Source organism: Paraburkholderia sp. RL18-101-BIB-B, assembly GCF_046026985.1.
In the GTDB taxonomy this organism is placed as follows: domain Bacteria; phylum Pseudomonadota; class Gammaproteobacteria; order Burkholderiales; family Burkholderiaceae; genus Paraburkholderia.
The window spans coordinates 59100-83770 of the sequence record NZ_JARESV010000029.1 but is presented as its reverse complement, the minus strand read 5'-3'; the positions used below and the strand labels follow the sequence as shown (position 1 = coordinate 83770).

The 24671-nt window shown below is 56.1% G+C and carries 20 protein-coding genes and 2 pseudogenes; 14 read left to right on the top strand and 8 right to left on the bottom strand.

Features of this window, described 5'->3' with window-relative positions; genetic code table 11:
- Positions 1-107 precede the first annotated feature (107 nt).
- Complete coding sequence (locus tag P0D73_RS30965; protein ID WP_408181824.1) at positions 108-1892, top strand: PglL family O-oligosaccharyltransferase; 1785 nt, start codon at positions 108-110, stop codon at positions 1890-1892.
- Positions 1893-1950: 58 nt separating this feature from the next.
- On the opposite strand, the pseudogene moaC (P0D73_RS30960) reads toward P0D73_RS30965, so the two are convergent.
- Positions 1951-2049 (bottom strand): annotated as a pseudogene (gene moaC, locus P0D73_RS30960) (cyclic pyranopterin monophosphate synthase MoaC); the annotation flags it as partial.
- A gap of 321 nt (positions 2050-2370) precedes the next feature.
- On the opposite strand from moaC (P0D73_RS30960), the gene P0D73_RS30955 reads away from it, so the two are divergent.
- Positions 2371-3282: an AbiTii domain-containing protein gene (locus tag P0D73_RS30955; protein WP_408434366.1), complete on the top strand. Its 912-nt coding sequence runs from the start codon at positions 2371-2373 to the stop codon at positions 3280-3282.
- 37 nt (positions 3283-3319) lie between these two features.
- Complete coding sequence (locus tag P0D73_RS30950) at positions 3320-4909, top strand: caspase family protein (protein ID WP_408434363.1); 1590 nt, start codon at positions 3320-3322, stop codon at positions 4907-4909.
- A gap of 1965 nt (positions 4910-6874) precedes the next feature.
- Here P0D73_RS30950 and P0D73_RS30945 read toward each other — a convergent pair.
- Both P0D73_RS30945 and P0D73_RS30940 read right to left on the bottom strand, forming a co-directional pair.
- Positions 6875-9748 carry a BT4734/BF3469 family protein gene (locus tag P0D73_RS30945; RefSeq protein WP_408434360.1) on the bottom strand — a complete coding sequence of 958 codons (2874 nt, stop codon included), beginning with the start codon at positions 9746-9748 and terminating at the stop codon, positions 6875-6877.
- Between the two features lie 413 nt (positions 9749-10161).
- Positions 10162-11151 (bottom strand): HNH endonuclease, encoded by a 990-nt coding sequence (locus P0D73_RS30940; RefSeq protein WP_408434357.1) that lies wholly within the window; start codon positions 11149-11151, stop codon positions 10162-10164.
- 130 nt (positions 11152-11281) lie between these two features.
- Between P0D73_RS30940 and P0D73_RS30935 the strand changes: the two genes are divergently transcribed.
- The 4 genes from P0D73_RS30935 (at position 11282) to P0D73_RS30920 (ending at position 14093) form a co-directional block, all read left to right on the top strand.
- Positions 11282-11917 carry a hypothetical protein gene (locus P0D73_RS30935; protein ID WP_408434353.1) on the top strand — a complete coding sequence of 212 codons (636 nt, stop codon included), beginning with the start codon at positions 11282-11284 and terminating at the stop codon, positions 11915-11917.
- A gap of 148 nt (positions 11918-12065) precedes the next feature.
- Positions 12066-12734, top strand: coding sequence for a recombinase family protein (locus P0D73_RS30930; RefSeq protein WP_408434350.1), 669 nt, complete (start codon positions 12066-12068; stop codon positions 12732-12734).
- 150 nt (positions 12735-12884) lie between these two features.
- Positions 12885-13493 carry a PH domain-containing protein gene (locus tag P0D73_RS30925; protein ID WP_408434347.1) on the top strand — a complete coding sequence of 203 codons (609 nt, stop codon included), beginning with the start codon at positions 12885-12887 and terminating at the stop codon, positions 13491-13493.
- Between the two features lie 210 nt (positions 13494-13703).
- Positions 13704-14093 carry an ADP-ribosylglycohydrolase family protein gene (locus P0D73_RS30920; RefSeq protein WP_408434344.1) on the top strand — a complete coding sequence of 130 codons (390 nt, stop codon included), beginning with the start codon at positions 13704-13706 and terminating at the stop codon, positions 14091-14093.
- On the opposite strand, the pseudogene P0D73_RS30915 reads toward P0D73_RS30920, so the two are convergent.
- A pseudogene (locus P0D73_RS30915) lies at positions 14037-14294 on the bottom strand (helix-turn-helix domain-containing protein); the annotation flags it as partial. The gene P0D73_RS30920 and the pseudogene P0D73_RS30915 sit on opposite strands and share 57 nt — an antisense overlap.
- A gap of 101 nt (positions 14295-14395) precedes the next feature.
- Here P0D73_RS30915 and P0D73_RS30910 point away from each other — a divergent pair.
- The 6 genes from P0D73_RS30910 to P0D73_RS30885 all read left to right on the top strand — a co-directional run bounded on the left by P0D73_RS30910 (position 14396) and on the right by P0D73_RS30885 (position 19342).
- Entirely contained in the window at positions 14396-14920 is a 525-nt protein-coding gene (locus P0D73_RS30910) for an ADP-ribosylglycohydrolase family protein (protein ID WP_494478262.1), read from the top strand.
- 203 nt (positions 14921-15123) lie between these two features.
- Positions 15124-15441 (top strand): hypothetical protein, encoded by a 318-nt coding sequence (locus P0D73_RS30905; protein ID WP_408434338.1) that lies wholly within the window; start codon positions 15124-15126, stop codon positions 15439-15441.
- A 123-nt stretch (positions 15442-15564) separates the two neighbouring features.
- A complete protein-coding gene (locus P0D73_RS30900; protein ID WP_408434335.1) occupies positions 15565-16560 on the top strand; it encodes a restriction endonuclease in 996 nt (331 codons plus the stop codon).
- Between the two features lie 72 nt (positions 16561-16632).
- Positions 16633-17799 (top strand): FRG domain-containing protein, encoded by a 1167-nt coding sequence (locus P0D73_RS30895; protein WP_408434332.1) that lies wholly within the window; start codon positions 16633-16635, stop codon positions 17797-17799.
- 145 nt (positions 17800-17944) lie between these two features.
- Entirely contained in the window at positions 17945-18211 is a 267-nt protein-coding gene (locus tag P0D73_RS30890) for a hypothetical protein (protein WP_408434329.1), read from the top strand.
- Positions 18212-18328: 117 nt separating this feature from the next.
- Entirely contained in the window at positions 18329-19342 is a 1014-nt protein-coding gene (locus tag P0D73_RS30885; protein ID WP_408434326.1) for a GIY-YIG nuclease family protein, read from the top strand.
- A gap of 19 nt (positions 19343-19361) precedes the next feature.
- Here P0D73_RS30885 and P0D73_RS30880 read toward each other — a convergent pair whose 3' ends face one another.
- Both P0D73_RS30880 and moaC (P0D73_RS30875) read right to left on the bottom strand, forming a co-directional pair.
- Positions 19362-20345 carry a tyrosine-type recombinase/integrase gene (locus P0D73_RS30880; protein ID WP_408434323.1) on the bottom strand — a complete coding sequence of 328 codons (984 nt, stop codon included), beginning with the start codon at positions 20343-20345 and terminating at the stop codon, positions 19362-19364.
- 139 nt (positions 20346-20484) lie between these two features.
- Positions 20485-20964 carry a cyclic pyranopterin monophosphate synthase MoaC gene (gene moaC / locus P0D73_RS30875; RefSeq protein WP_408434320.1) on the bottom strand — a complete coding sequence of 160 codons (480 nt, stop codon included), beginning with the start codon at positions 20962-20964 and terminating at the stop codon, positions 20485-20487.
- Positions 20965-21222: 258 nt separating this feature from the next.
- Between moaC (P0D73_RS30875) and P0D73_RS30870 the strand changes: the two genes are divergently transcribed.
- The gene (locus P0D73_RS30870) at positions 21223-22932 is read left to right on the top strand and encodes a M48 family metalloprotease (protein ID WP_408434317.1); all 1710 of its coding nucleotides are present in this window, start codon (positions 21223-21225) and stop codon (positions 22930-22932) included.
- Positions 22933-22952: 20 nt separating this feature from the next.
- On the opposite strand, the gene P0D73_RS30865 is transcribed toward P0D73_RS30870, so the two are convergent.
- Together P0D73_RS30865 and P0D73_RS30860 are read right to left on the bottom strand one after the other, a co-directional pair.
- On the bottom strand, positions 22953-23534 hold the full coding sequence (locus P0D73_RS30865; RefSeq protein ID WP_408434314.1) for a DUF2946 family protein: 582 nt from the start codon (positions 23532-23534) through the stop codon (positions 22953-22955).
- On the bottom strand, positions 23527-24651 hold the full coding sequence (locus tag P0D73_RS30860; protein ID WP_408287693.1) for a YheT family hydrolase: 1125 nt from the start codon (positions 24649-24651) through the stop codon (positions 23527-23529). The genes P0D73_RS30865 and P0D73_RS30860 overlap by 8 nt, the downstream gene beginning before the upstream one ends.
- Between the last annotated feature and the right edge of the window lie 20 nt (positions 24652-24671).

The following is a 24671-nucleotide window of genomic DNA, read 5'->3' as shown; positions in this document are numbered from 1 at the left end:
CATCCGCACGTAAAAGGCTGATTTTCGGGATATTTCAGCCCGGCCGGCGCACAGCGGGAGAATTTTTTTGTATAGTGCGCCGGTTGCTGACGCCCACCGGTTCCTCGATGCCCACCCCTTTCGCGCGCTATCTGTCTTTCATTCTGTTGGCCCTCGCGTTGGTGCTGCCTTATGCAGTTGTCAACCATACGTATCCGATTCCGACCTTTTACGCTGAATTCACCGCGCTCGCGCTGTATCTGCTGACCGGCGCGGGCGTCGTGCTGCTGGTGGCGAGCGCCAAGCCGCGTGTGACGTTCGCGTCGCCGGTGGTCGCGCTGGTGCCGTTGCTGTTCGGGCTGCTGCTGGTGGCGCAGTCGGTGGTGTTGCCGGTGTCGCAGCCGTCGATGAACTGGCTCGGCGGCGGCTATCTGCTGGCGGCCTTCATGGCGACGCACGCCGGTTACGGCTTCACGCGCGCCAAACTCAACGAGACCGCGTTGCGCTGGGCGGCCGGGGCGTTGATCGTCGGCGGGCTGTTCGCGGTGTTCTGCCAGATCATCCAGTTGTTTCACCTCGAAGTGCGCGTGTCGCCGCTCGTGGTTGCCTATAACGTGACCGTCGAGCGCCGGCCGTTTGGCAATATGGCGCAGGCCAATCACCTCGCCACCTATATCGCGTTTGCGATGGCGGGGGCGTTGTTCCTCGTGCAGACGCGGCGGATTGCCGTCAGCATCTGGTTCCTCGTGTCGACGATTTTCGCGGTCGGCCTCGCGCTGACCGTGTCGCGTGGTCCGTGGCTGCAGATGGGCGTGATCGTCGTGGCGGGCTTCTGGATGGCGTTCGCGCAGACCCGCAATCAGTTGCAGCTACGCCGCAGCAATCGCGAATGGATCATTCCGATCGCGCTCGCCGTGCTGTTTTTCGTGATCAATGCGCTGATCCGCTGGGCCAACGTTCACTATCACCTGGAGCTCGGACAGTCCGCCGCGGAACGCTTTCAGGATGCAGGCCAGATCGCGCCGCGCCTCGCGCTGTGGAAGTACGGCTGGACGATGTTCAAGACGCATCCGTTGCTGGGCGTCGGTTGGGGCGAATTTCCGAGCTATCAGTACGAGTTCGCGAAGACGCTCGGCGGCGTCGAGATCGCCAACAATTCGCACGACATCTTTATCGACCTGCTGGCGAAGACCGGCTTGATCGGCCTCGCGATCGTGCTGTTCGGGCTGATTACGTGGCTCATACGCGTGGTGCGCGCGCCGCAAAGCTCGGCGCGCGTGTTCGGCATTGCGTTGATCGGCGTGCTGGTCATGCACGCGCTCGTCGAATATCCGCAGCAGTACATGTTCTTCCTGTTGCCGGCGATGTTCGTGTTCGGCCTGCTGGAAACGCGGCCGCTGCGCCTCGTGCCGGCACGCCTGTCGTTCGGCGCGTTTGCCGTGGTGGTGTTCGGCGGTCTGGCCGCGCTGTATCCGGTCTATCGCGACTACGCGCGCGCCGAGGTGCTGTACTACGGCCAGCGTCCTGCCGAACAGTATCGTGCGGACCCGTCGTTCCTGTTCCAGGCGTGGGGCGAGTACGGTCTCGCGACGCTCTTGCCGATGAATTCGATGGATCTGCAACACAAGCTCGCCATGCACAAACAGGCGATGGCGCTGCTGCCGGGCGAAACCGTGTTGCGTCGGTATGCGGTGCTGCAGGCGTTGAGCGGCGATCAGGCAGCGGCACTCGATACTGTCGAACGCCTGAAAATCTTCGCCACGGAACTGAAGGACTGGCCGTCGCAACTGAGCTATCTGTACGAGCTTTGCGACGAGCAGAAAACACTGACCGGTTTCAAGGCGGAACTGGTCAAGCGCTACGGCATGCCGTCGGATGACGTCAATGAGGACGACGACAGCGACGAGGAGTGAGCCGCCGCGTTTGCTTCAAAGCGTTAAAGATGGAGCGGGGCGATGACGCAAACGGTCATCAATCCGCCACCCAGTCCCCCGACTTCCCGCCGTGCTTCTCCAGCACCTTCACATCGGTGATCGTCATGCCGCGATCCACCGCCTTGCACATTCTGGATGCCGTTCGGCGTCCTGTGTGTCGGTCTTATAAATCAATGACTTATCCTGCGACATCCATTCGATCTTGACCAATCCAATTGGTTAAGTGGAGCGGCGTCGGAGCACAATTGGAACAGTCCAATGTGCGGTCCTAACGCCCGCCAAAAGTTTACGCGATTCAGCCACGCGTGAACATGCCTCGAGTGACATCCTGCACCAAGATTGCTCCGATCTCACTACCGGTGTGTCACGGAACCACCGGCACGAATTCAGGCGGCAATACTCTCTTTCCTCGTATCTTTCCGGTAATATTTCCTATCTCGTCACGGCAGCACGGTAAATGCGATTACTCGAAGAGATCGTCAACCTTCTGAGCGACAAAGATGGTTCATTGACGGATGCGCTTCTTAAAACGAAAGTGCTGATGCATCGGATCGGCCACAAGGAGCTGGCTGGTTGGGTGAATGACGAACTCAATGGCTACCCGAAGGATCTGTCGGTGCCGGACTATCGAGTCATCCCAATACGCCTTCATGGTGACGTTTCTAACATTGCTTGGCGGCACCCAGCGACACAGTTGCCGACGGCACATCTTGATAAAGAAATGCGGGAGAAATTCCGTATCGAGAAATTACGTCAATCAGTTCAGGTGTTGGAGCAACTGTCCAAAGGAGCAGACTCCTTGATGAGACCCGTCCAGCCGGAGTTCTATGCACTTCTCGCAAAGGGCGGAATTGACCCAAGTTTTCATATCGACAGGGCGTGGGTACAGTTTGAACCTACGCAAATCGTAAATGTTCTCATCGAAGTTCGGTCACGGTTGCTGGACTTCGCGCTCAATCTGCAAGGGGAGCTTGGCGACGTGACAGACGACAAGATGAAGGAAGCCGCGAAGGGTATCGATGCGCCGGGGATGCTTGCATCTGCCGTTTTCGGTGATAACGCAACGTTCGTTTTCGGGAACAACAATGCGACCACGATCACGAACACCGTGAACAAGGGCGACTTCGCTTCGTTGGAGAAAGCCTTCAGGGATAGGGGTGTCAGTGAAGCAGACGTGGCAGAACTGAAAGCTGCTGTAGATGAAGACGATCCGATTGTCGTTGCCGAGACGAGACAATTCGGCCCGAAGATCAAAGCGTGGATGACCACGATGACCGCGAAGGCAATTAACGGCGTTTGGGGCGTCGGAATCGGTGCTGCTGGCAACTTGCTGGCCGATACCATAGGCAGGTATTACGGCATAAAGTGAGCGCTGCCGTGTGAGACGAAGTGCTGGAACATGGCAAGTGATAGCACATCAGGTTTATGAGGCAATTGCAACGCGGATCGTGCCTTTGACATGGCAACCGACGGTCTACAAACCGATATTAAGAAAAATGGCGAAGAATCTTGCAATACTCGTTGGTGTGACAGATTATGTTGACGGCGAAAGTGCATTGCCAGCATGCGTAAATGACGTAGCTGCTATGCATGAGCTTTTGAACGGTGCGGGTAAATTCGATGAAATCTTTGTTGTGCCATCCGGCGAAGACGGTCAACATACGAAATCCCGCATTGCAGACTACATCATCCGACACAGCGCGGATGATGTAGATGAACTCTTCTTCTATTTCACGGGACATGGTGATTTTGTCGAAGACGAGTTTCGTTTTTTGCTTCGAGACTACTCGCCAGCTAGGCCTGCGCAGACCTCACTCACGAATAACGAATTAGATAACCTGCTACGGAAATTGGGGCCGAAAGTCGTTGTGAAGGTGATTGATGCTTGTTATTCTGGAATGCCATATATCAAAGACGGCGCTGGTTTTTCAGAATATATGAAATCCTCGACGCAAAATATTTTTGAAACTTGCTATTTTCTGTGTAGTTCTCAAAGCGATCAGCGGTCGTGGGCGACAAGTAATTTGAGTTACTTCACCCGATCTTTCGTTGAGGCTATCGCTTCTTCTTCGCTGGATTCCGTTCGGTATAAGGACGTAATTGATTATATTTCAGATGCTTTTCAAAGAGATTCGAAGCAAAAGCCGCTATTTGTAACTCAGGGTAGTTTCACAGAGGTTTTCGGTGAATTTTCGCCCGAAGTTCGGGAACGATTGGCGCGACGCGTTGCAAAGAAAGACGACGATGAGAAATCCATTCCCATTGCGGAGCGGCGCAGCTTCGTTGATACGGTTAGTGCTTTAGCCAGAGATTATGTAACGGTAAATCAAGCAATCCAGCACGTATCGGATTTCAAGAAAAACGTTGAAAGTCGTAATATTCTCGGTGAACTCACGCCACTATTCGAAGTGGTGAAAGAGTTTCGTGATAATTATTCTGTGCCAAACGCGGCAGTTCTCGGGAAATGGGCGAACGAGGATGCTCGTGGATTTTTTGTGGCCCCCACCTACAACAGAGAAGCATACGAGGCACCAGCAGACAATCCGTTTGGGTCAATAGCGCGGATGATGAATAGTGGAATGCCTGAGAAAACTGTGACGAAATACCGTGATGTGATCGACGGTGTGACGACGCAGGTTAAGGGTATGCCATTTTCTTCGGCTTTTATCGAATTTAATCCTTGGCAGCCGAATCTGAAGAAGTACGCTGCATGGATAGCTTGTTTTCTTTCAAAAACTGAAATTCAGATTTCGTTCTGTTTTACGGAATACAAAGAGGTGGCATGGGGTGAACATAAATCATCTACGGTAACCGATTGGACGTCCTATTCTACGAAATTTTCTGAATTTGACGGCGGGGCCAAATTCTTGGAAGTTTTAGCAGAAAAACTGCACGTATGGATGAAAGATAGAATTGCGAAATCTCTTAACATCGCAAATGACTCTACGAGCGACGCTGAAACTCCGAATGCTTTACCTGCTCCAAGCAAGGCTTGATTCGACCCGCCGATGATTTGTTGCAGCGAACCATGACTGTACGATGGCCCGCGTCGGGCCACCGCAACGCGTCCGGGAAGCTTTGATCTCCCGGCGTGTGCTTGACAGCCTGTCCGTTTGGACGGGCTATTTTTTCATCTGTGCTTCGCGTTGGTGCCTTGCAGCATGATTCGCCAGCAGGGTTTTTCCCGGTGTATGGAATCGGCGTTTGTGTCGTTAGTATGCGGCGGCGGCTGGCCGTCTTTGTATGTCATATAAAAGACCAACGCGGGGTGGGGTATGAGAAAACTAGTTGCCGTAATTCTCGCGGCAGCAGTGCTTGCAGGTTGCACAACTGAAGCGCAACAAGAAGCACAGGAAGACCGGAAAACGTTCTTGGAATGCAAGAAAGCGAACCCGACGAGTTGGGGCGATAAGTGCAATGCCGAAATGAGTATGTATTACACGACCGCAAGCGCTGCGCAAGCCGATTCCGCTCATCGCGCACAGACTGCCAACGCCATAGCGTCCGGCCTTCTAGCGGGCGCGGCAGCAGTTGCAGCGGGCGCCGCAGCAGCGGAAGCAAGCCGACCAGTCTATGTTCAGCCGGTCTACGTTCAACCTGTCGTTGTTTGTCGCTGGAACTGTTGGTAACGCCTTGCCATGAACGCGCCCTGCGATGAACATTTGTCTCGTCGAACAAGGCTGCTTTTAGACATCGTGTTCACGACATCAAACTTTCATGCGCGGTCGTGCAACGATGGCCGATGGCTTGCGATGGTCGCTGACTACTAGTGGTTGGAAGCGCTGTCGATGATGTTTGGTTGCCAGTAGCACCAGGTGACGCCAATGGAACGCACTGCGCAGTAAGGAACCGCGACAGAGTAATGTCAGACGGCTACCATATCTCTTAGACGGTAGGGACCAGCGATCTACCATCGATTCATGGTAGCGTCTCGCATTGGCAATGGTCGCACGCTGTGCGATTGGTAGATATGGTCCTGTCGCCATTGCTGCGCCGCCTGCATACGTGACTGTAGGTTTACTGGTGCACTGTCGCCAATGATTGTGACCGTAGCTGTTGCCGCTACCAATGGTCCGATACCACGGTACCACTGGTGAGATGTCACTCGGACCGTTCTGATCTACAGTCAGTCTGACTGTAGAGGACTACCAGGTGATGGTGGCCTATCGTTCACCAGTACGGTATCAGTCTGTTGACACTATCGATTAATGACCGTATCAATGGTGCACCGACTGACGGCACGTTGTTGCGGTGTTCCGGCGTGCTACCAATGGTGGACCGACCAGTGACTGATGGTTGCCGGACTGCACGGAGCACATGCACGCAGTTATCCGATGGTACTAAGGCTGCGCCACTGGGCTTTCACCGACTGTGGCAATGTACCAATGCTAGTGACAGTGTACGGCGGCGCTGTTGCACAGTCTCGCTCCACTATTGGCGGGCGGGCGCATTGGTGCAGTGACCAGTGAGCGCTAGTTTCTCGGCTACACTGACCATTGACACACTGTTTATGATGGTAGCGACGGTGCGTCCAGTTGACTGAGGACCACCGTGTGGCACTGTGACGATGTTGCTTCCACTGGACTGTCACCCACCGTGGCACTGTATCAATGGTAGTAACACTACACGGCGGCATTGTCGCACAGTCCAGTTCCACTGCTGACGGCGGGCTTAATGGTGCCGCTGACCAGTAAGCGCCGGTTTCTTGGCTACACGGACCATCAGTACACTGTCGCTCGATAGTACTGATGGTGAGGGCCAGTCCGACACCATAGTGTTCGGTGAATGGTTACGCGGTGACGGCGGTGATGGTGACGGGGCTAATGATAGTTGATGACTGGACTGGACTGCGACTGTAACGAGGGAATGCAGCCCGTGACTGCAACCAGTGAATGCAACCGGGGATATGTGTAGTCAAGACGATGCTGCAACACGACTACCAATGGCGAATAGTTGTGAGTTTAACAATCGCTCACTAATCGCTCACCTTTCTCGGCCAGCGCCTGATGTAGCTTTTCAGATTCTTCTGGAACAAAGTAATTCCGTGGTCCCGTCGTTCCGTTGCTGTATCGAACTGTTACTCTCAGGCTCTTAAAACCGGACGCCGATAACTCGTTGCGAATTATTTCTCTTTGTCTCTTTACTTGACTCTTGGTGAGATTCAGTTGTTCGGTGAGTTCACCTTCAATGTCTTGCAGATACCCACGTCGTTTTAGATTGTCAATAATCTCAGCTGAAATCAAGGTGGACTTTGGCTTGGTCTGAGTTTCTGTCCTTGAACCAAAGTAGTCCTCGAAATTGAAGAATTCTGAAATCTCTGTATCGGTCGTAAGGTTTTCGTTTGAAAACACGTAAATATCCTTTTTTGAACCGTGAACCAGTCGTCCCCGCCCCAGCGCTTGCAGCGTTTCAGCAAGGCTGAAATGATCGTGTATGGCCTGATGAAAGTCATTCTCAGCGACGTATGTGTTGAGCGCAACCGTTCGCCCGTCCTTCATCCTGACTGGTAAATCACCATATTGCGAAACGGATGTCATGTCTTCACCAAAAATCGCACGGACGTAATTTCTGCTTGCGCTTGGCGGTAGACGGAATCGACCCACAATCAGAAGGCAATCCACATCCTCAAATTCATTTACACCGCGCAGGTTCTTAAAGTATCCCACGCGATTCACGCCAAGCGCATTCCCAAGCGTCTTGTATAACATCGGGTCCGATTCCGTATTTTGATAGGTAATCAATCCGACATTCTTGTACATGCCTACAATAGATTTTAGTCCGCTGACGATCTTTTCAATATTGGTCGCACTCTTTAGAAAATTTCGACTGAGAGTCTTATCGGAAAGCTGAAACAAACGAATGTCGTCCTTTTGCTTGACGGAAATCCGATGGAACGGAACATGGGGCAACAGCTTCTTCACTACAGTTTCGCTTGCGGTTGCATCAAGAAACAGTGTTGGAACGTCCGCATAGCGTTTTGCAGATAATCGCAACGGAAGAAAATGAAGGCAGCCTTCCTCGACCCATATACCATTAAGACTGTCAGCCTCTTCGTAACGACAATACGTCGCCAGCCGATCCAAGATGGGTGAATATGATTCAAGTCGCCTATTTCTCTCAACCGCTTTCACATAGTCAGTCGCGTTGGTGAATGGTGGTAATGAAATGCGGAAATTCCTGTCACTATCAGTTAGCACTTGCTCACGGTGCATCCAGATGGCATCTTTTAGTGAAGTGCCTTCCATCACGCTTTCGATTACACGGCCCAAGGATGGGAATTTAGTGTTGGCGAATTCGCCAATCGCTTTACCCACCTGAACGAAGTCTTCATCGATGATGATGAGATCGGGCTTCCAAGCATTGTGTCCACGACGCGGTTCGTATCTGCCATCAACACGGCGTCTACCGCTGAACCATGCTGACTGCTCATTTCTCCATTCGTCGTGAGTCATTATGCGAATATTCGACAGCGGATCGTCGAATTGCTGCGTATAGGAACAATCGCCGCGCATGCCGCAGTGATTGGAGCAGAACTCCCACGGCATATTTACGTGTTTGTCCTTAAATACCTTCAGTTGTTCAGGATTCTGACAAGCGCGGTCGCGCCCCTCTATTGAGACCACAAATTTAATCCGGACCTTGCCTTTCAAATTGTTTGCATTTTCCCTGCGTTGCTGTCGAAGTCGCTTGAATCTCTCAACAACCTCTTTTCCGAGTTTATGCGTAGGAACTAGAACCAACAGCTTGGTGTCATCGGGAACGTATTCGATGATGGTTTGGAGGATCGACTCAGTCTTCCCCGCACCCGTTGAGACATTCACGAACTGCGATTGCTTGGTATCGACGAAATGCCGAACGATAGAGCGCAGTTTTTCCGTCGCTTCTTCGGGTGTCGCGAGTGGATAGAGGACAATGTCACAAGGTTCAGGTTTTACGGACCATCTCTGTTTTCCGGTGGGTGGCGTGTAGCCGTGCGCACGTGCCACAGCCCACAGTAGCGCCACGGAACCGAACCGGGCACCTTTCAGTTGGTCGCGTAGCTGCCGGTCCAGCTTCCGGGGATCATCGGTCTGCCAGTGCGCTTTCAATACCGGAATGCCAGCTTCGCCCATCATTGCAAGCACGCACAGGTTGACTGGCAGCCGCCCGTCATAGCTCAACCTCGATGGAATTGCGGCAAGCGCAAGCTCGATCTGGGCGAAGTCCCCGCCTTCCGTCCGGGTATAGACGACTGGCCGGTACTCGCAACGAGTGTTCAGGCGAATGAGATCGCAGTCAGGTCGATAGAGTGCGTTGGGGTCGTGGGAAAAATAGCACGACTGCCGGACATGTTCGGTTGCCTTATCTGCGACGAATGGGATCGAACAACTGCTAACGACTTCTTGAAGGCAAAGCCTGTATGCCGCTTTGAATCGTTGAATCATGGCATCCGTATTCTCATCTTTCAGCTTGGCGAAGTCCGTGCGGATTCCGAATTTCAAGCCGCGATCTGGCGAGAAGAAGGCGTACAAGCATGCGGGGTGCATGCAAACATCCCGCTTCAGGATGGCGAAATCGAGGTCCCCGTTGTTGCTTACGTCAACATCGAACTGGATGATCCCAGTGGCACCGTGTACTTTTGCGTCCTCGCCGAAGGTTGCCGATGGATAGAAGACGGGCAAGCGCTTTTGTTTGATGTCTTGCTTCGCGGATTTGGTTTGCGCACGCCTGACCCCTTCAATCGTATCCTGATGGGCGGTGCTTCGGATGATTGACACGATTTCTTCGAGACTGACGCGCTCGGTTGCTGGCCGACGGATCGAATCGGCAGCGCATAGATAAATACTGGTGGTCACTTAACTTTGTGATGGTAGATAGCCCCTCTTGGATGCCAGTCCTAGAAGGGCTTTTTTGTTTCTAACGCGGTGTGCCGTCGCCGACTGCTGCTGAATGCTGCTCCGTAGCGGGCGGCGCGAACCTGTGCGGCTTGTAAGGAGAAAAAAACCTTAACTGGTCTATTTATTATATAGAAACGACGTACCGCTTTTGTGAGGTCCATGACAGATGAGGGCGAAGTCACTTCGCGAAGCGACGCGACCGTAGGGCGCAACGCATGATGTTCAAGTGGTTGCAGATGGGTGTGGAGGAAGCGAACCTGTGCGGTTCCAGTTCGGAAAGCACGATGTTTCGGCCTTCACCGAACCGGATCATGCGAACTACTCAATCTGGGATTAGCACCGGTACCAAGTCAGACTGGCTAGATGCATCTTCATGGGGTCTGCCTCAGTTGAAAAGACTCCCATCGGTCGAACAGTGCGGCCAGATCGGGGCCAGACGTGCCGTTCAGGAAAAGGGGCGTGCCGTCGAATGCTTCGTAGCCCGCTGCACACACGTCGGGATGCAACTTGACGGTCAGGGTTGACGGATCGATTGCCAACAGATCGAGATCGAACAGGGTGTGCAGGTCACTTCTAAGTAGCAGTCCGTTGTGCGCTCCGTTGTCATTCGTCTCGGCGTATGGCCGGATGTGAGCGGCTTCCATCAGTCCCGGAAAAGCACAACGACTTATCTGACAGGCGGCACCGTACCGGGCAATAAGCCGATTTCGAAACTTCGCCTGCCCGCGTCTCTGATTCAATTCTCGAAGCACTCGTCTCCGCGCTTCGATGACTGAGTGCGGAGGATCGTCGTTCGTAGCGGTGCTCACGGTATCGATGTCGATGCCGATGACGAACTTTTTCACTAACGAGTTGCAATCGGGGTCATCTCGTAACCATGGTTCGATCCGCGCCAAGTCGATTTCTTTAATCGACATCTGGTCGTTGGGTCGAACTACCGCGGCAGCCAACCGATCCAGCGTCAGACCGGGCGGCGCTGACCGGAACGATTCACCATAGTGCGCCGCGAAAGTATCGACCGTTACCGTCTCGCGTACTGGTTCTGAGAACTCGTGCCGGTTTCTGCAGACCCACGGCGGTTCGATTGTAGTCCGTCGCTTGATGTCGCTGACCCCACAGATTGGACAACGTTGCCGTTCCTTCTCACCCTTCCCAAGTTCAATGCCAGTGATCTGCGCGGCACCAAGTACGCCTGTTGATGACCGAATGACGACCACGTCGTTCTTTGAAACCTGCTGATAATTTGCGACGAAGCTGTCGTATCGATACACCTGCGACGGATCGTCTTGGTAGCCGGTGTTGCCGCCATATTGTCTGGCGCCATCAACGGCGAGTAGGGACCATGCGCGTGGGTTGCTCATTGACTTTTTGCTTTTATTGACCGAAGAAAGATGGCACGTTCGTGGTGGCGTTAGGGTTGCGCCATGCAGCTATCGTAATATGCGGGGCATCCGAATGGGGACCAGTACCCGCTAACAAGTGAAGCCTGATATGCCGAACCTGAACATTTCATCAGAAACAGCAGACACACTCTTCAACGCCTTCAATATTGCATTGATAGTTGGGGCGATCATCGTAGCCGTCGCCACGATTGGCACGATCTGGACCGGCAAGATCAGAGATCGCTATTCGGACCTGCGAATTAGTAACAACGAAACGGAAATCGCTCGTGCGGGGGCCGATGCCGCGCATGCGAACCAAGCGGCTGCCGTGGCGAACAAGGCCGCCGCTGACGCCTCCCTGCACGCGGCGCAAGTGGAAAAGCAAAATACTGAACTCCGTGTGAAATTCTCGAATCGCCGAATCACGGCTGAGCAGCACGCGGCATTGGTTGCGATCCTGTCCAAGCACCCCAATACGTTCAATATAGAGGTAATGGGTGATCCCGAGTCCGGAATGTACGCGGCTGACATTTTGAAGACGTTCACGGATGCAGGCTGGGTGGTGGACAAGAAGGAGTTCCCGTTGGGCGTCATATGGACCGGCCTGAACGTCTTTCAAAGTGATGATCCCGCAGCCGTCGAAATAGCGAAGGCTTTGCGCGACGCGGGAATTCCATTCAGCATCGGAAACGAACACAGGGACAAAGCAACCATCATGGTGGGCGGGAAGCCTCCGGTGTTCTGAAATGTGCTTGGGGTAGAGGAGCACTGTGCGAGGCGTCCGAAATCGAGCACTTGCGTACACCTCTCTGCGACCTGTCCGAAAAATAGCTTGTAAACGTTGCGTACCCCCGGTACGATTCGTACCTCCTTTACGGACATATGAGGTGCGGATGACTCGACTATTTTGCTATTGCCGTGTTTCGACCGTCGATCAGACGACGGCCAATCAGGTACAAGAAATCGAAGCAGCCGGGTTCACGGTAGCAAAGCAGCGAATCGTCACGGAAACCATCTCGGGATCAGTTCCGGCGATGGAGCGAAAAGGCTTTGCGAAGCTGGTGGACCGTCTGGAAGAATCCGATGTGCTGGTCGTCACGCGTTTGGACCGGCTTGGCAGAAACGCTATGGATGTCCGGGCCACGGTCGAGCGACTGGATGCCACAGGGGTGCGCGTTCACTGTCTGGCGCTTGGCGGCGTGGACCTCACAAGTGCTGCGGGGAAGATGACGATGGGCGTCATCAACGCTGTCGCTGAATTTGAACGTGACCTCTTGATCGAACGGACCCAATCGGGTCTTCGACGCGCCAAGGCTGAAGGCAAGGTCTTTGGGCGTCCGTCTGCGCTCACAGAAGCACAACGCGGACTGGTGGCGGAAAAGCTGGCTGAGGGCGTGTCCGTCGCCCAGACTGCAAGAGACATGAAGACCAGTCGGCAAACCATAATGCGCGTGCGGCAGTCGATGGCATCACCGCACCCTGACCTGACCGGTATTGGACCAGATGGCGTGCCGTGCGCCTTGATCGACTGGTCGGATCGTCGCAAGTCGCGCCGTACATGAACGCCAGCCGTCAGACGATGATGCGGGTCCGGCGATCCGTTGCCTAACCCTGCTTCGTTCATCAATGCGGCCACGATACACTTGTGCACGCGTCCGATGTCCATGCATAACGGGATGCGAAACCAACAACTAGACCTACGGGGAATATAAATGAGCGAACAACAGACCAACCCGCGTGAAGCGGGACTCGAAAAAGCATATGCGCCGCTGGACTCAATGCTTGTGACCGGCGAGAAAATTCAATCGACGGCGGTACAACGCAGGCTTTTCGCCTTGCTGCACCGTCGTTCACTTGTCGCAGCTACAACGGGCCGTTTGATCGGTGTTAGCCGTGGCTTGATTGGCGGCTTTACGCCGGTGGACATCCGGTGGCAAGACATCAAGTCCGCACACGTTAAGGCGGGCATCTTTGGTAGCACCTTGCGAGTGACTGCCTTAACTATGCCGGACCTTGCGATCAACGGCGCAGTCCGCCCGTTCGAATTCGTCGGTCTTCGGAAAGCAGAGGCTCAAGCCGTTTACCGCATTTGCCAAGCGCAAGAACAAGCTTGGCGCGAAAAACGACGCCTTCGTGAACTGGAAGAGCTACGGGCGAAATCCGGTGGCTTTCAGGGTTCACTTGGTGCAGATGGTGCGTCTTCGACAGCCAACGAGGACCCAACCGAACGGCTAAAAAAAGCGAAGGGCATGCTCGACGCTGGATTGATAAGTGACTCCGAATTCGAGACGATCAAGGCTCGGGTAATCAGCCAGTTTTGATGGGTTCCATGCAGTTCGGCGCGATGCCCCGTGTTGGTCGTTGTTGAGGCAATAACTAGCCTACTGAAATTGCCGTTCTGACGTTGTGCGGCGTGTGTTTTGGCCGTTGCATGTCTGGACGGCCTTTTTATTTGCGCTGCCAGTTTGCAGCATCGTCACAATGTGAGGCTGCTGCGGTCAACATTTAAACCGCGACTTGAGGGTCAAGATATGAAACAAGGAACAGGCTTTTCTCGGTTGCGTGGGTGCACCGATGCCCGAATTGGGGGGCTGGTCGGCATACTTGTTGGCGATTCACTTGGCGTGGGATTTGAATTCACACCACCGGAACGAATTCCGGCGCGACATCTGATCGAGATGACCCCGCCTGTTGGCTTCCATCGCGCACATGCTGGCGTGCCGCCCGGAACTTTGTCCGACGATGGGGCACAAGCGCTGTGTTTGCTTGCCAGTCTCCAAGACGATGGTCGTCTAGTCCTCACCGATTTCGCCAGTCGGCTGCTGCGATGGTTGGATGATGGTTACATGGCTGTAGACGGCCACGTGAATCTGCTTGAGGGTTCTACGCTGTTTGCGGGGCCGCGTCGCCTCGGTCTTTAGCCAGCCAGCAAGCTTCGCAGCAAACCCGTCGAGCTTGCTGGGGCTGTGGCGTTCGGGATAGGCGGGCAGTACGGTGCCGGCCCGTATGTAGCGTCTGACCGTGTTTCTGGACACGCCCAGCCGTTTGGCAATCTCGCGCAACGACACATGATCGCGAAAGTGCCAGCGTCGGATGATGCTCAATATAGCCACGTCGATCACTCCGTTCCCCCGCCCGTTGCCGAGCAGGTCAGTGTTCTACGTGGGTCAATATTCGATGCAAATTACTACGCAGGGTGGGTCAGGATTCCGTGCAAATCAACATGCTGCCGCTGGCGTTGTGGCAAATCGGCACGGACGAAGCGCTAGTCAGAGATGCTCATCTGCAATCGCTGCCGACTCATGCGCACCCGCGTTCGCTGGTCGCGTGTGCGTTTTACTGTCTCACGGCACGCGGGTACTTGCGAAATCTAGCCGATCCTTGGTCGTGGGCCGATCAGCGTTTGGAAGTGATTTACGGTGAGTGGCCCGATCAGCGTGAGCGGAAGGTGTTTCTGGCCGAACTGGACGTGCTGCGAAGCTTCCCGAAGACCGACCAGCCGAGTGGGAGCGGCTATGTTGCAGATTGCCTATGGACTGCTCGGAAAGCACTTGAAGCGGAATCCTTCGAGGACGTTGCTCGGACTGCTATCAGCTTCGGTCACGACACGGATACGAGTTGCGCGGTGGCTTGCGGGTTGGCTGGTGTGCGGTTCGGGATTAGTGGAATTCCGGCGCGATGGTTGGAAACGTTGCGCGGCTTCGAGATCGTCGAACCGCTGATTGGTCAATTGATGACGATCTCATAGTCGTCAGTCTGCACGGTGTTTCCGCTCTACAACCTGCAAAACAACCGGGAGAAGCTATTTGACGAAAACCTTCACTGAATCTGACATCACCATCGAAACTCTCGACGCTCACATCCGCGATAGCGGCTTGATGCCCTACATGGTCCAGTCCGACTGCATCAGTTTTTGAACCGAGAACGGCATCGGTTATCGCATCTCCCTCAATGCGGATCGGCAGTTCATCCGGTTCAGCACCCATCGACCAGAAGCACGCGCTGGCGAAGCGGTTGAATGAAGAAGTGTTCTTACCTGTGTTCACTGTGGACCCAGACGAAGACCTGACCGTGGTCTACGTTCTTCCATACACACACGGCTTGATCGCGGGGAACTTCGTTGCGGTGGTCAATCGATTCGGATCAGTGCTGGAATTCATCGTACAGACCTACAACGACGACGGGCTGATCGACTTTGGTGCGCCGAACGCGGTGCCCGCCGTGGCTGACACTACATTAGGGCAGACCAGCGGCGAACTGTTGCACTGACTGACCAATATCTCGATTGAAACCGCCAATTCAACGGCGGTTTTTGTATTATTGAGGCCCTGAAAATTGAAGATGCACGTCGTGCGAGTCATCGGATGACGTTCGATAAGCGACGGGGAATGTATGAGCAGAATGTGGATGATTCGGGCAGATGGCGGCAGCCTTTACGAGGAATTTCGTGAGAGAGGTATTGCGGCCATCGGCTGGACGCAGCTTGCGCCTCATGCCAAGGTCGGCATGACACGGAAAGAACTGATCGACCTGTACCGATCTATCGAACCAGCCGCCAAGGAGAAGACGGCTATCTCGGGAGCGTCGCAGGTATGGCGCTTCTTGAACGAAATCAAGATAGACGACTGGGTCGTCACGTATTCGCCCGCGAACCGTACTTACCTGATTGGCAGGGTAACAGGCGAATGTGAGTATCGGGCCGACCTGACGGATGCGGAGATGGCACTTGCGCGGACTGTCGCATGGAAAGAGAAGGAAGTCGAACGTGATTCTCTGACCGATGCTACCAAATCAAGTCTCGGCTCGACACTTACTGTGTTCGTGGTAGCGGGATTTGCCATGCAGGAACTGCTCGGAGAAGCTACCGGCAAACCCATGCAGCCAGCCCCGGAATTGCTGGAAGATCAGGTCGAAGCCGATCCATTGTCGGGGATGGAGGCACTCGCTCTTGAGCAGATCAAGGACATCGTTAGCAAGTTGGACTGGGCTGAGATGCAGGAACTCATTGCTGGAATCCTTCGTGCGATGGGATATAAGACGCAGGTTTCGCCCGCTGGTAGTGATCGCGGCAAGGACATCATCGCGTCTCCCGATGGATTCGGGTTTGAACACCCACGGATCATCGTCGAGGTGAAGCACCGGAAAGGTCAGATGGGGACCAGCCAAATTCGAAGCTTTCTGGGGGGGCGCCACCCGGATGATCGTGGACTGTACGTAAGCACTGGTGGTTTCAGCAAGGAAGCGTATTACGAAGCTGACCGTGCTTCCGTGCCGCTGACGCTTTGGACATCCGACCACATTGTCCGTGCGTTGGTTGACCACTACGAAGCGACGGACGCTGAGACGAAGCGTCTGGTACCGTTAAAACGAACTTATTTGCCTGCGTGAAGCTGAACCGTGAGCCCGATTGTCAGCGATTAACGTCGCGCATTCCGATCCCATACATCGCCACCTATGCCAATGCAAAAGCAACTATTCGGAACGATGGAGACGCGTCCCGGTAAAGCAAATGTGATGATGTGCTTTGACGAGGACCGGCCAGACGAAATCATGCTTCATTGGTGGGGCGTCGCCGGGCAGCCGACAGTGGCTGCGCTAGGTGTTCGCATCTCACAAGACGGCAACGTTTCAGAATATCAGGCCACCCGATTTTTCTCGCATGATGAACGCGGCCAGGTGGTGGAGCCGCAAGTCGATGAAAACACTCGACGACTGCTGCTATCGACTCGCGCAAGTCTTGAGGCGACCCGCACAGGACTGAGGGGTACTTGGCTAGATGCAGACGGACCCGGTGGAAAGATTTCGTTGAAGCCGCTTCCATCGAGCGGCGGGATTGCCGACATCCGTCAGTGCGGTTCGTGGGACGAATTCAAGCAGTGGGCGGGCGAGGTGCGGGCGCAAGGCGGTGTCGCATTTCGCGGGCATGGATCGAACCAGTTCAGATTAGAAACAAGTCTGTACCGGTCGGGTAGAACGCGGTTGAACAGGTATTGTGCCGAGACGTTGCCAATCTTCCACTCGCATGTGGAAGCTGTAACCAACCGCCGCATCAACCTTGGGGACTCGGTTGACTATTCGGTGTTACTCGGCTTGGCGCAGCATCATGGTTTGCCGACGCCGCTGCTCGACTGGACTGGGTCGCCGTACATCGCGGCATTTTTCGGTTTTGCCGATGCATTAGAAAATCGGTCGTTGCGGTCGAGAGACAACCGCGTGCGTGTCTATGCGTTGACCCGCGAATTTGTTGAGCGGTTTTCACCGCCAATCGTGACCATTCCATTCCTTGAACCATACATGTTGTTCCTGTCTGTTTCAGCCAGAGACAATCCCCGCCTGTACGCCCAACAAGGACGCTTCCTTGTTTCCAACGTCGGAAACATTGAGCAGTTCATCTGCAATATTGAACGGCATCAGAATGTGCGGTATCTCATGGCCGCAGAGGTTCCAGCAGCATTTGCGTCCGAAGCGCTGGGTGATCTCGCGTTCATGGGGGTAACAGCGGCCACACTATTCCCCGGATTAGACGGAGTCTGTCGGATGTTGCGGCATGCAATGACGTTTGAAACCACTTCGCTGCCAACACCGGGGAAGCCGAGTGATGGAAGTGAATCAGCCGATTCTGCGTAAATCATCTTCCAAGAAACCAAGGCGGCAAGGTCCATAGTGTTTTCGATAGGTGAGTAAAGCGAACAGAGGGATATAGAATTGCAAGGTTCCGGCAAGATAATGAAAGAAAGCTGGCAACGATTCTATAGACCATCCGGGGATCATCATGAAAACCAAATTGATTGCTGTCTGCTTGTGCCTGATTTCAACCGTTGCATTTGCGCGAGGTGGCGGTCTTGGCGGCGGACACAGCAGCTACCATTCGAGCAGCAGCGGCGAACACTACGTCAGCGGATACACGCGTAGCAATGGCACCTATGTTGCGGAACATCAGCAAACCAACCCGAACGGGACAAAGTATGACAACTGGTCGTCGAAAGGGAACGTGAACCCCTATACCGGCAAAGAAGGGACCGTCGATCCGTCGAAGTAAGCTTGTCACGACAGCTGGGTAGCCTTGATAGGTCGCGTAGTGGCTTATCGACTCGAATGGCATAGCTGAATTCACCGGATTGCGTTTTGGCGCGAAACTCTCGGACGAGAAAACAGTATGGATGCAGGGTATGTGTACGTGCTTGCAAACAGCGCAATGCCGGGACTTGTGAAGGTTGGCCGAACAGCGCGAAGCACTGCCGAACGCGCTGCGGAATTGTCTCGCGCAACTGGTGTGCCGACACCGTTCATCGTTGTTTTCGAACAGTTGTTTGAAGATTGCGTTGCAGCAGAGGACTTCGTCCACACATATTTGCAATCCAAGGGCTTTCGTCCATCCGCTGACCGAGAGTTCTTTAACGCGCCGGTCGCTGACGTGGTTCGCGCCGTGATGTCCGCCATCGGTGCAGTCGAAAGCGTTTCGGCGCATGACAAAGTGAAGACGCCAAACGCAATGGACAGCATCTGTCCCGAGCCCGACATCAAGGCCCTAATAGGTGCAATGCAGTACTGGCTTCCTGTGCTGGACCGTGCGACTGATCTGTATTTTGGAAGGCCCAGCCTTCTGCAAGATTATCGAGCAGCTTTCGTCTCATTTAGCGAAGCCGCGAAACTCGGCAGCCTTGATGCATATGTGTATATTGGGAAAATGTACCGGGATGGAAAGGGAACTGCTAAAAACGTTACGTTAGCAATCGAGACGTTCAAAGAAGGTGCCCGCAAGGGAAGTGTCGCGTGCTGCTTCTACCTTGGAATGTTGTATGAAGAAGTCGAAGCTTTTGATAACGCAAACAAATGTTTCGCGGCCACTACAGAAGCACTCCTGCGATATGGTGCCGACGAGATCACCCTTACTACCAATGATCTCGCCGATTTCTTCAGGGTTTGCGCATGGCGGACTCGCCGAGAAATCGCATTCCGAAAATGGTTACAACCAGCGTTCGAGGACCTAATACGGCATAACCTACGAAGCGTCTTGGATGCGGCTCATGCTGAGAATATGAACGTGCTGAAAAAACCTGAGTACGCAGATATGGCAGCGCATTGGGATGAAACCCTTGATCGGATTCGCGCAATCGGTAGAGGAGAAGCCAATTCCGACCGCAGGGTCCTTGACGAGCGGTGCAAGTAGATTTGTTTGTCGATGCATCCTACCCAAGTTTCCGCGCCAGGTCGGTCGCAGAAGGATGGTAGTACCGCTTCAACATCGCCAAGCTGCGATGTCCCGAGACGGCGGCCAATTCGATGACGTTTGGCAGCTTCTGGGCTAGGCGTGTAATTGCAGTATGTCGCAGGTCGTGCCAGTGAAGGTCCTTGATGCCAGCACGTTTGCATGCCTTCCTGAACGCCGCGTGCAGCGTGTTGCCCTTGACCGGGATGACCCTTCCGTCAACGGAGCGTGGAAGGGCAGCCAAGGTAGCAACCGCTTTCTTGGACAGTGGGACAGTCCGTGCCATCCCGTTCTTGGTCATGGGTAGATGAGCGGTCTGGTCTCCAAGGTTGACATTCACCCACCGCATATCGATGAGTTCGCCACGCCGCATGCCCGTTTCTAGACTTAAGATGGTTGCGGGAAGCAGCCAAACGTTTATGCGACCAGCAGGGACAAGTTCTGCAAGAAGCCGTGCTTCTTCGTTGGCAGACAACACCCGATCACGGCCTTGTGGTGATGGTGGCTTACGAATCAACGCGACGGGGTTCGTGATGTTGATGTCCCACTCTCGACGCGCATGGTTGATGATCGCCGATAGATAGGCCAGTTCTCGAATCACCGTTGCTGGCTTCACTTGTTTGAGCCGTTCGTCGCGATAGGCCGCGACAGCCTTCGGGGTCAACGCGGCCATGCTGAGTTTCGCAAGTCGGGTGCGGCAAGTGGCCCGAAGCCGTGATATTTCGTCCGACCCGCTTCTCAGTGTTGGCATCACATCTGTGATGTAACGCTCGATCAAGTCTTCGAGCGTATTTGCTTCAGCCTCACTGCGACTCAGGAAGCTTCCCCGATCCATGTCGGCTTCGACGGATCGCGCCCACTGCTCAGCATCTTGGCGGGTGTTGAAAGTTTTGACTTCGACGGGAAATCCTCGACGGCGGATTCGTGCTTGCCATCTGTCTTTTCTACGCTGAATTGCGGCCATCCCTGTCCTCTTGTGGAGCAGGATTGGAGCAAGATCGATTTAAGCGTCCTTGTGTAAGCCAGCCGAGTTGGCAACGATCACCAAGGTTTGGCGGACAATGTCTTGAGCGCAGGTGAAAAAGATTATTAAAAACAACGTTTTAACTCTCCGCCACCCAATCCCCCGATTTCCCGCCGTGCTTCTCCAGCACCTTCACATCGGTGATCGTCATCCCGCGATCCACCGCCTTGCACATGTCGTACACAGTCAGTAACCCGACCTGCACGGCGGTCAGCGCTTCCATCTCCACGCCCGTTCGTCCCAGCGTTTCAACCTGAACCGTGCAATGCACGCCCGGCAGCGTGTCATCGAGTTCGAAATCCACCTTGACGCGCGTCAGCGCCAGCGGATGACACAACGGAATCAGATCGGCGGTGCGCTTCGAACCTTGAATCGCGGCGATCCGCGCGATGCCGATCACGTCGCCTTTCTTGGCGTTGCCGTCGCGAATCAGCGCGAACGTCTCCGGCAGCATGCGAATCGAGCCGCGCGCAATTGCAATGCGCTTGGTCTCCTGCTTGCCGCCGACGTCCACCATATGCGCCTGGCCGGCGGCGTCGAAATGAGTGAGTTCAGGCATGGTTGGGCTCCTTCAGAGGGCGCCTATCATAGCAGTGCGGTAAAGCCGCACGGCGGCGGCACTGCGTTTGCGCGGGCCAAAACGTCATCAGTCATCACCCGCCGTCGGCGCAAGCGGCGCGGGAATCATCGGAGACACCGAATCGCAATGACGCGAATCACATGAATTCCCGCGACGACTGATTACAATTGCCCTATGCCCGCTATCTTAGTCCGAGCGGCGGGCGTCGCTTTCCGACTTCGTCATATCGGCCTCGCGATGCGTCCGAAACGGTTCCTTGCTGCGTTGTTGTCTGTCGCGCTGGCAGCGCCGCCGGGCGCGTTCGCGCAATCGCACGGCGTATCGAGCATGGCGCTCAACACGTTGCCCGCCGAACCACCGCTGGTCAGCGGCCCGGCCGATGCCTACGCCGATCCGCTTGTCCCGCCCGATATCGCGCAAGGCGTGTTCGGCGTGTACGGCGGCGCGCAGAGCCGCTTCTCCGGCAATACCGGTGTGAACACCAATTGGCGTGCACCGATCGTCACGCAGCAATTACCCGATCTGGGCAGCGGCGGCTCGGGCTCGCTCACGCCGCAGGCCGAGCGCAAACTCGGCGAACGCGTGATGCGCGAGTTGCGCCGCGACCCCGACTATCTCGACGACTGGCTGGTGCGCGACTATCTGAACTCGGTTGCCGCGAAACTTGCCGCGGCGGCGAGCGCGCTGTACATCGGCGGATATCGTCCGGACTTCGATCTATTTGCCGTGCGCGACCCGCAGATCAACGCCTTCTCGCTGCCTGGCGGTTTTATCGGCGTGAACACCGGCCTGATCGTGGCCACGCAGACCGAGTCCGAGTTGGCATCGGTGCTGGGTCACGAAATGGGACACGTCCTGCAACGGCACATCTCGCGCATGATCACGACCGGCGAACGCAGCACCTATGCGGCGCTCGCCGGCCTGTTGTTCGGTGTGCTCGCCGGCGTTCTCGCGCACAGCGGCGACCTGGGCAGCGCAATTGCGATCGGCGGCCAAGCGTACGCGGTTGACAACCAGTTGCGTTTCTCACGTTCCGCCGAGCACGAGGCGGACCGCGTCGGCTTTCTGCTGCTTGCCGGCGCCGGCTACGATCCTTACGCAATGACGACCTTCTTCGGCCGCCTCGATCGTGCCGCGATGAGCGACACGGGCATCCCGGCGTACGCGCGCACCCATCCGCTGACGGGCGAACGGATTGCCGACATGGAGGACCGTGCGCGCCGCGCGCCTTACCGGCAACCGCATCAATCGGCCGAATATGGTTTTGTGCGAGCGCGCGCGCGCCTGCTGCAGGACCGTTCGCGTAGCGAGTACGGCGACGAGATTTCGCGCTTGCGCTCAGAGATCGAGGACCGCACGGCGGTCAACGTCGCGGCGAACTGGTACGGCATCGCGTATGGGCAGATGCTGCTTGAGCGTTACGACGACGCGGCAGCGTCGCTGGCGTCGTCCCGCGCCGCGTTCGCGACGGGCGAGCAGGCCGAGGGCGGCTCGGCGCGCAGTTCGCCGAGCCTCGACGTGTTGTCCGCCGACATCGCGCGGCGCGCCGGCCGCGACGACGAGGCCGCGCGTCTGGCCGAGTTGGCGCAGAAGCGCTGGCCGCAATCGAACGCCGCAATCGACATGCATATCCGCACCTTGCTGACCTTGCGCCGCTTTGCCAATGCTCAGTCGCTTGCGCAAAAGGAGACTCGCGCCCAGCCCGATCAGCCTGCCTGGTGGCTGTATCTCGCCCAGGCTAGCGCGGGCACGGGCGATGCGTTGACACAGCATCGTGCGATGGCCGAGAAATTCGCGCTCGAGGGAGCGTGGCCTTCGGCGATCCGGCAATTGAAGGACGCGCGAGATCTGAAGACGATCGGCTACTACGACCTCGCGACCGTCGACGCGAGGCTGCATGAGATGGAGAGCCGCTATAAGGAGGAGCGGCTGGACGAGAAGAGTTAGCCCAGCGCGCAGGCTAGTGCTTAAGCGCCAGCGGCTGCGGGACTCGGCACAAATTTAAACCGCGCAGCAACATCGCCTCGCCGCACAGCCTGCAGCGGCAACACAACCTGGTTGTTCCAGCGAAACTCTCCGCTCATGGAGTCGTCCGCCAGCGTTGCATGGTCGGAAAACACCTCGAGATCGTGGTCGTGCAAGACGGCGATTCTCGGCGGCGTCGCGCTATCGGTAAACAGAATCCCGCCTTCTTCATCGATCAATACGGCTGCGGGCTCGAACGCGCCGCCCGCTTGATCCTGCAAGGCGAGCGCGCCGCCAGCATCGGCATCGGCCGACAACCTCACCACCCACGGCGTATAGCCCAACTCGACATACACGCGCTGCGGGCCGTTCTGAAAAAACCACTGGCCGCGCTCGTCGGCGTCGTAATTCCGGTTGATGAACCCGAGCAACGCTTCGTGGCGGATCGGCACACCGGGCGAACCGCTCGCCTGCGCGGCCTCGTCGCGCATGCGCCAGTTGCCGCGCCTGTCCAGCATCAGCCACCCTGTGCAACTCGGTACATTCGGCCACTTGGCCAAAGCCTGCTTGACGATGTCATCCATGATCGACGTGTCGCTCCAGATAGCCGAACACGCGCCGCGAAAGCCAGTCGATGCGGCCCGGAAACGGCCCGGTCATAAAGCCGGCGTGGCCGCCGTGCTTGGGTTGGTCGAGTTCCACGGCCGCCGACACTTCATGCCGCGACGGCAACGCCTCAGCCGGCAGGAACGGATCGTTGCGCGCGTTCAGCACCAGCGTCGGCACCTGAATGTGCGGCAGCAGTGGACGCGTGGTCGCCGTGCTCCAGTAGTCGTCGGTATCGCGAAAGCCGTGCAGCGGCGCGGTCACCACGTTGTCGAACTCGTACATGGTGCGGCTCGCCAGCATCGCGTCACGGTCGAACAGGCCGGGAAACTGCACCAGCTTCTGTTCGGCCTTCTGCTTGAGCGTCTTCAGGAAACTGCGCGTGTAGATGAGGCCGAAGCCCTGCGACAACGCGCGGCCGCCGGCATGCACGTCGATGGGCGTCGAAATCGCCGCGGCGGCCGAGATCACCGACGCCGCGTCCTCGCGGCGTTCACCCAGCCAGCGCAGCAGCACATTGCCGCCGAGCGACACGCCGGCCGCCACGATCGACCCGCGATGCGCGGCGCGCAAACGCCGCAACACCCAGTCGACTTCGTTGCTATCGGCGAGATGGTAGAAGCGCGGCAGCCGGTTCAACGGTCCGCTGCAACTACGAAAGTGCGGCACGACGCCGTGCCAGCCGTACTCGCGCGCGGCCGCCATCAACGAGGCGGCGTAGTGCGAGCCCGAGCTGCCTTCGAGGCCGTGAAACAGCACGAAGAGCGGGGCGGTATCGGCGGGCACGTGAGGTGAAGCGCCGGGCGTGAGCGCGGATCCGGGCTGGCCGTCATGCTGCACCCAGTCGAGATCGATGAAATCGCCATCGGGCGTGTCCCAGCGCTCGCGTCGAAACGAGACCGCGGGGCGGCGCGCGAACAGCGACGGGACGATAGTCTGCGCATGCCGGTTCGGCAGCCAGAGCGGCGCACGGTAGAGCAACTCGACAGTGGCCTCGACAGTCGCCTCGACGGCGGCCGCGGCGCGTGCCGCGCCCGAAGGAGCGGATTGATCGTGCGTCGTGCCCAAAAGGGACTTCCTGCGGGGCGTGCTCATGCCTGCTTCAAAACAAATAA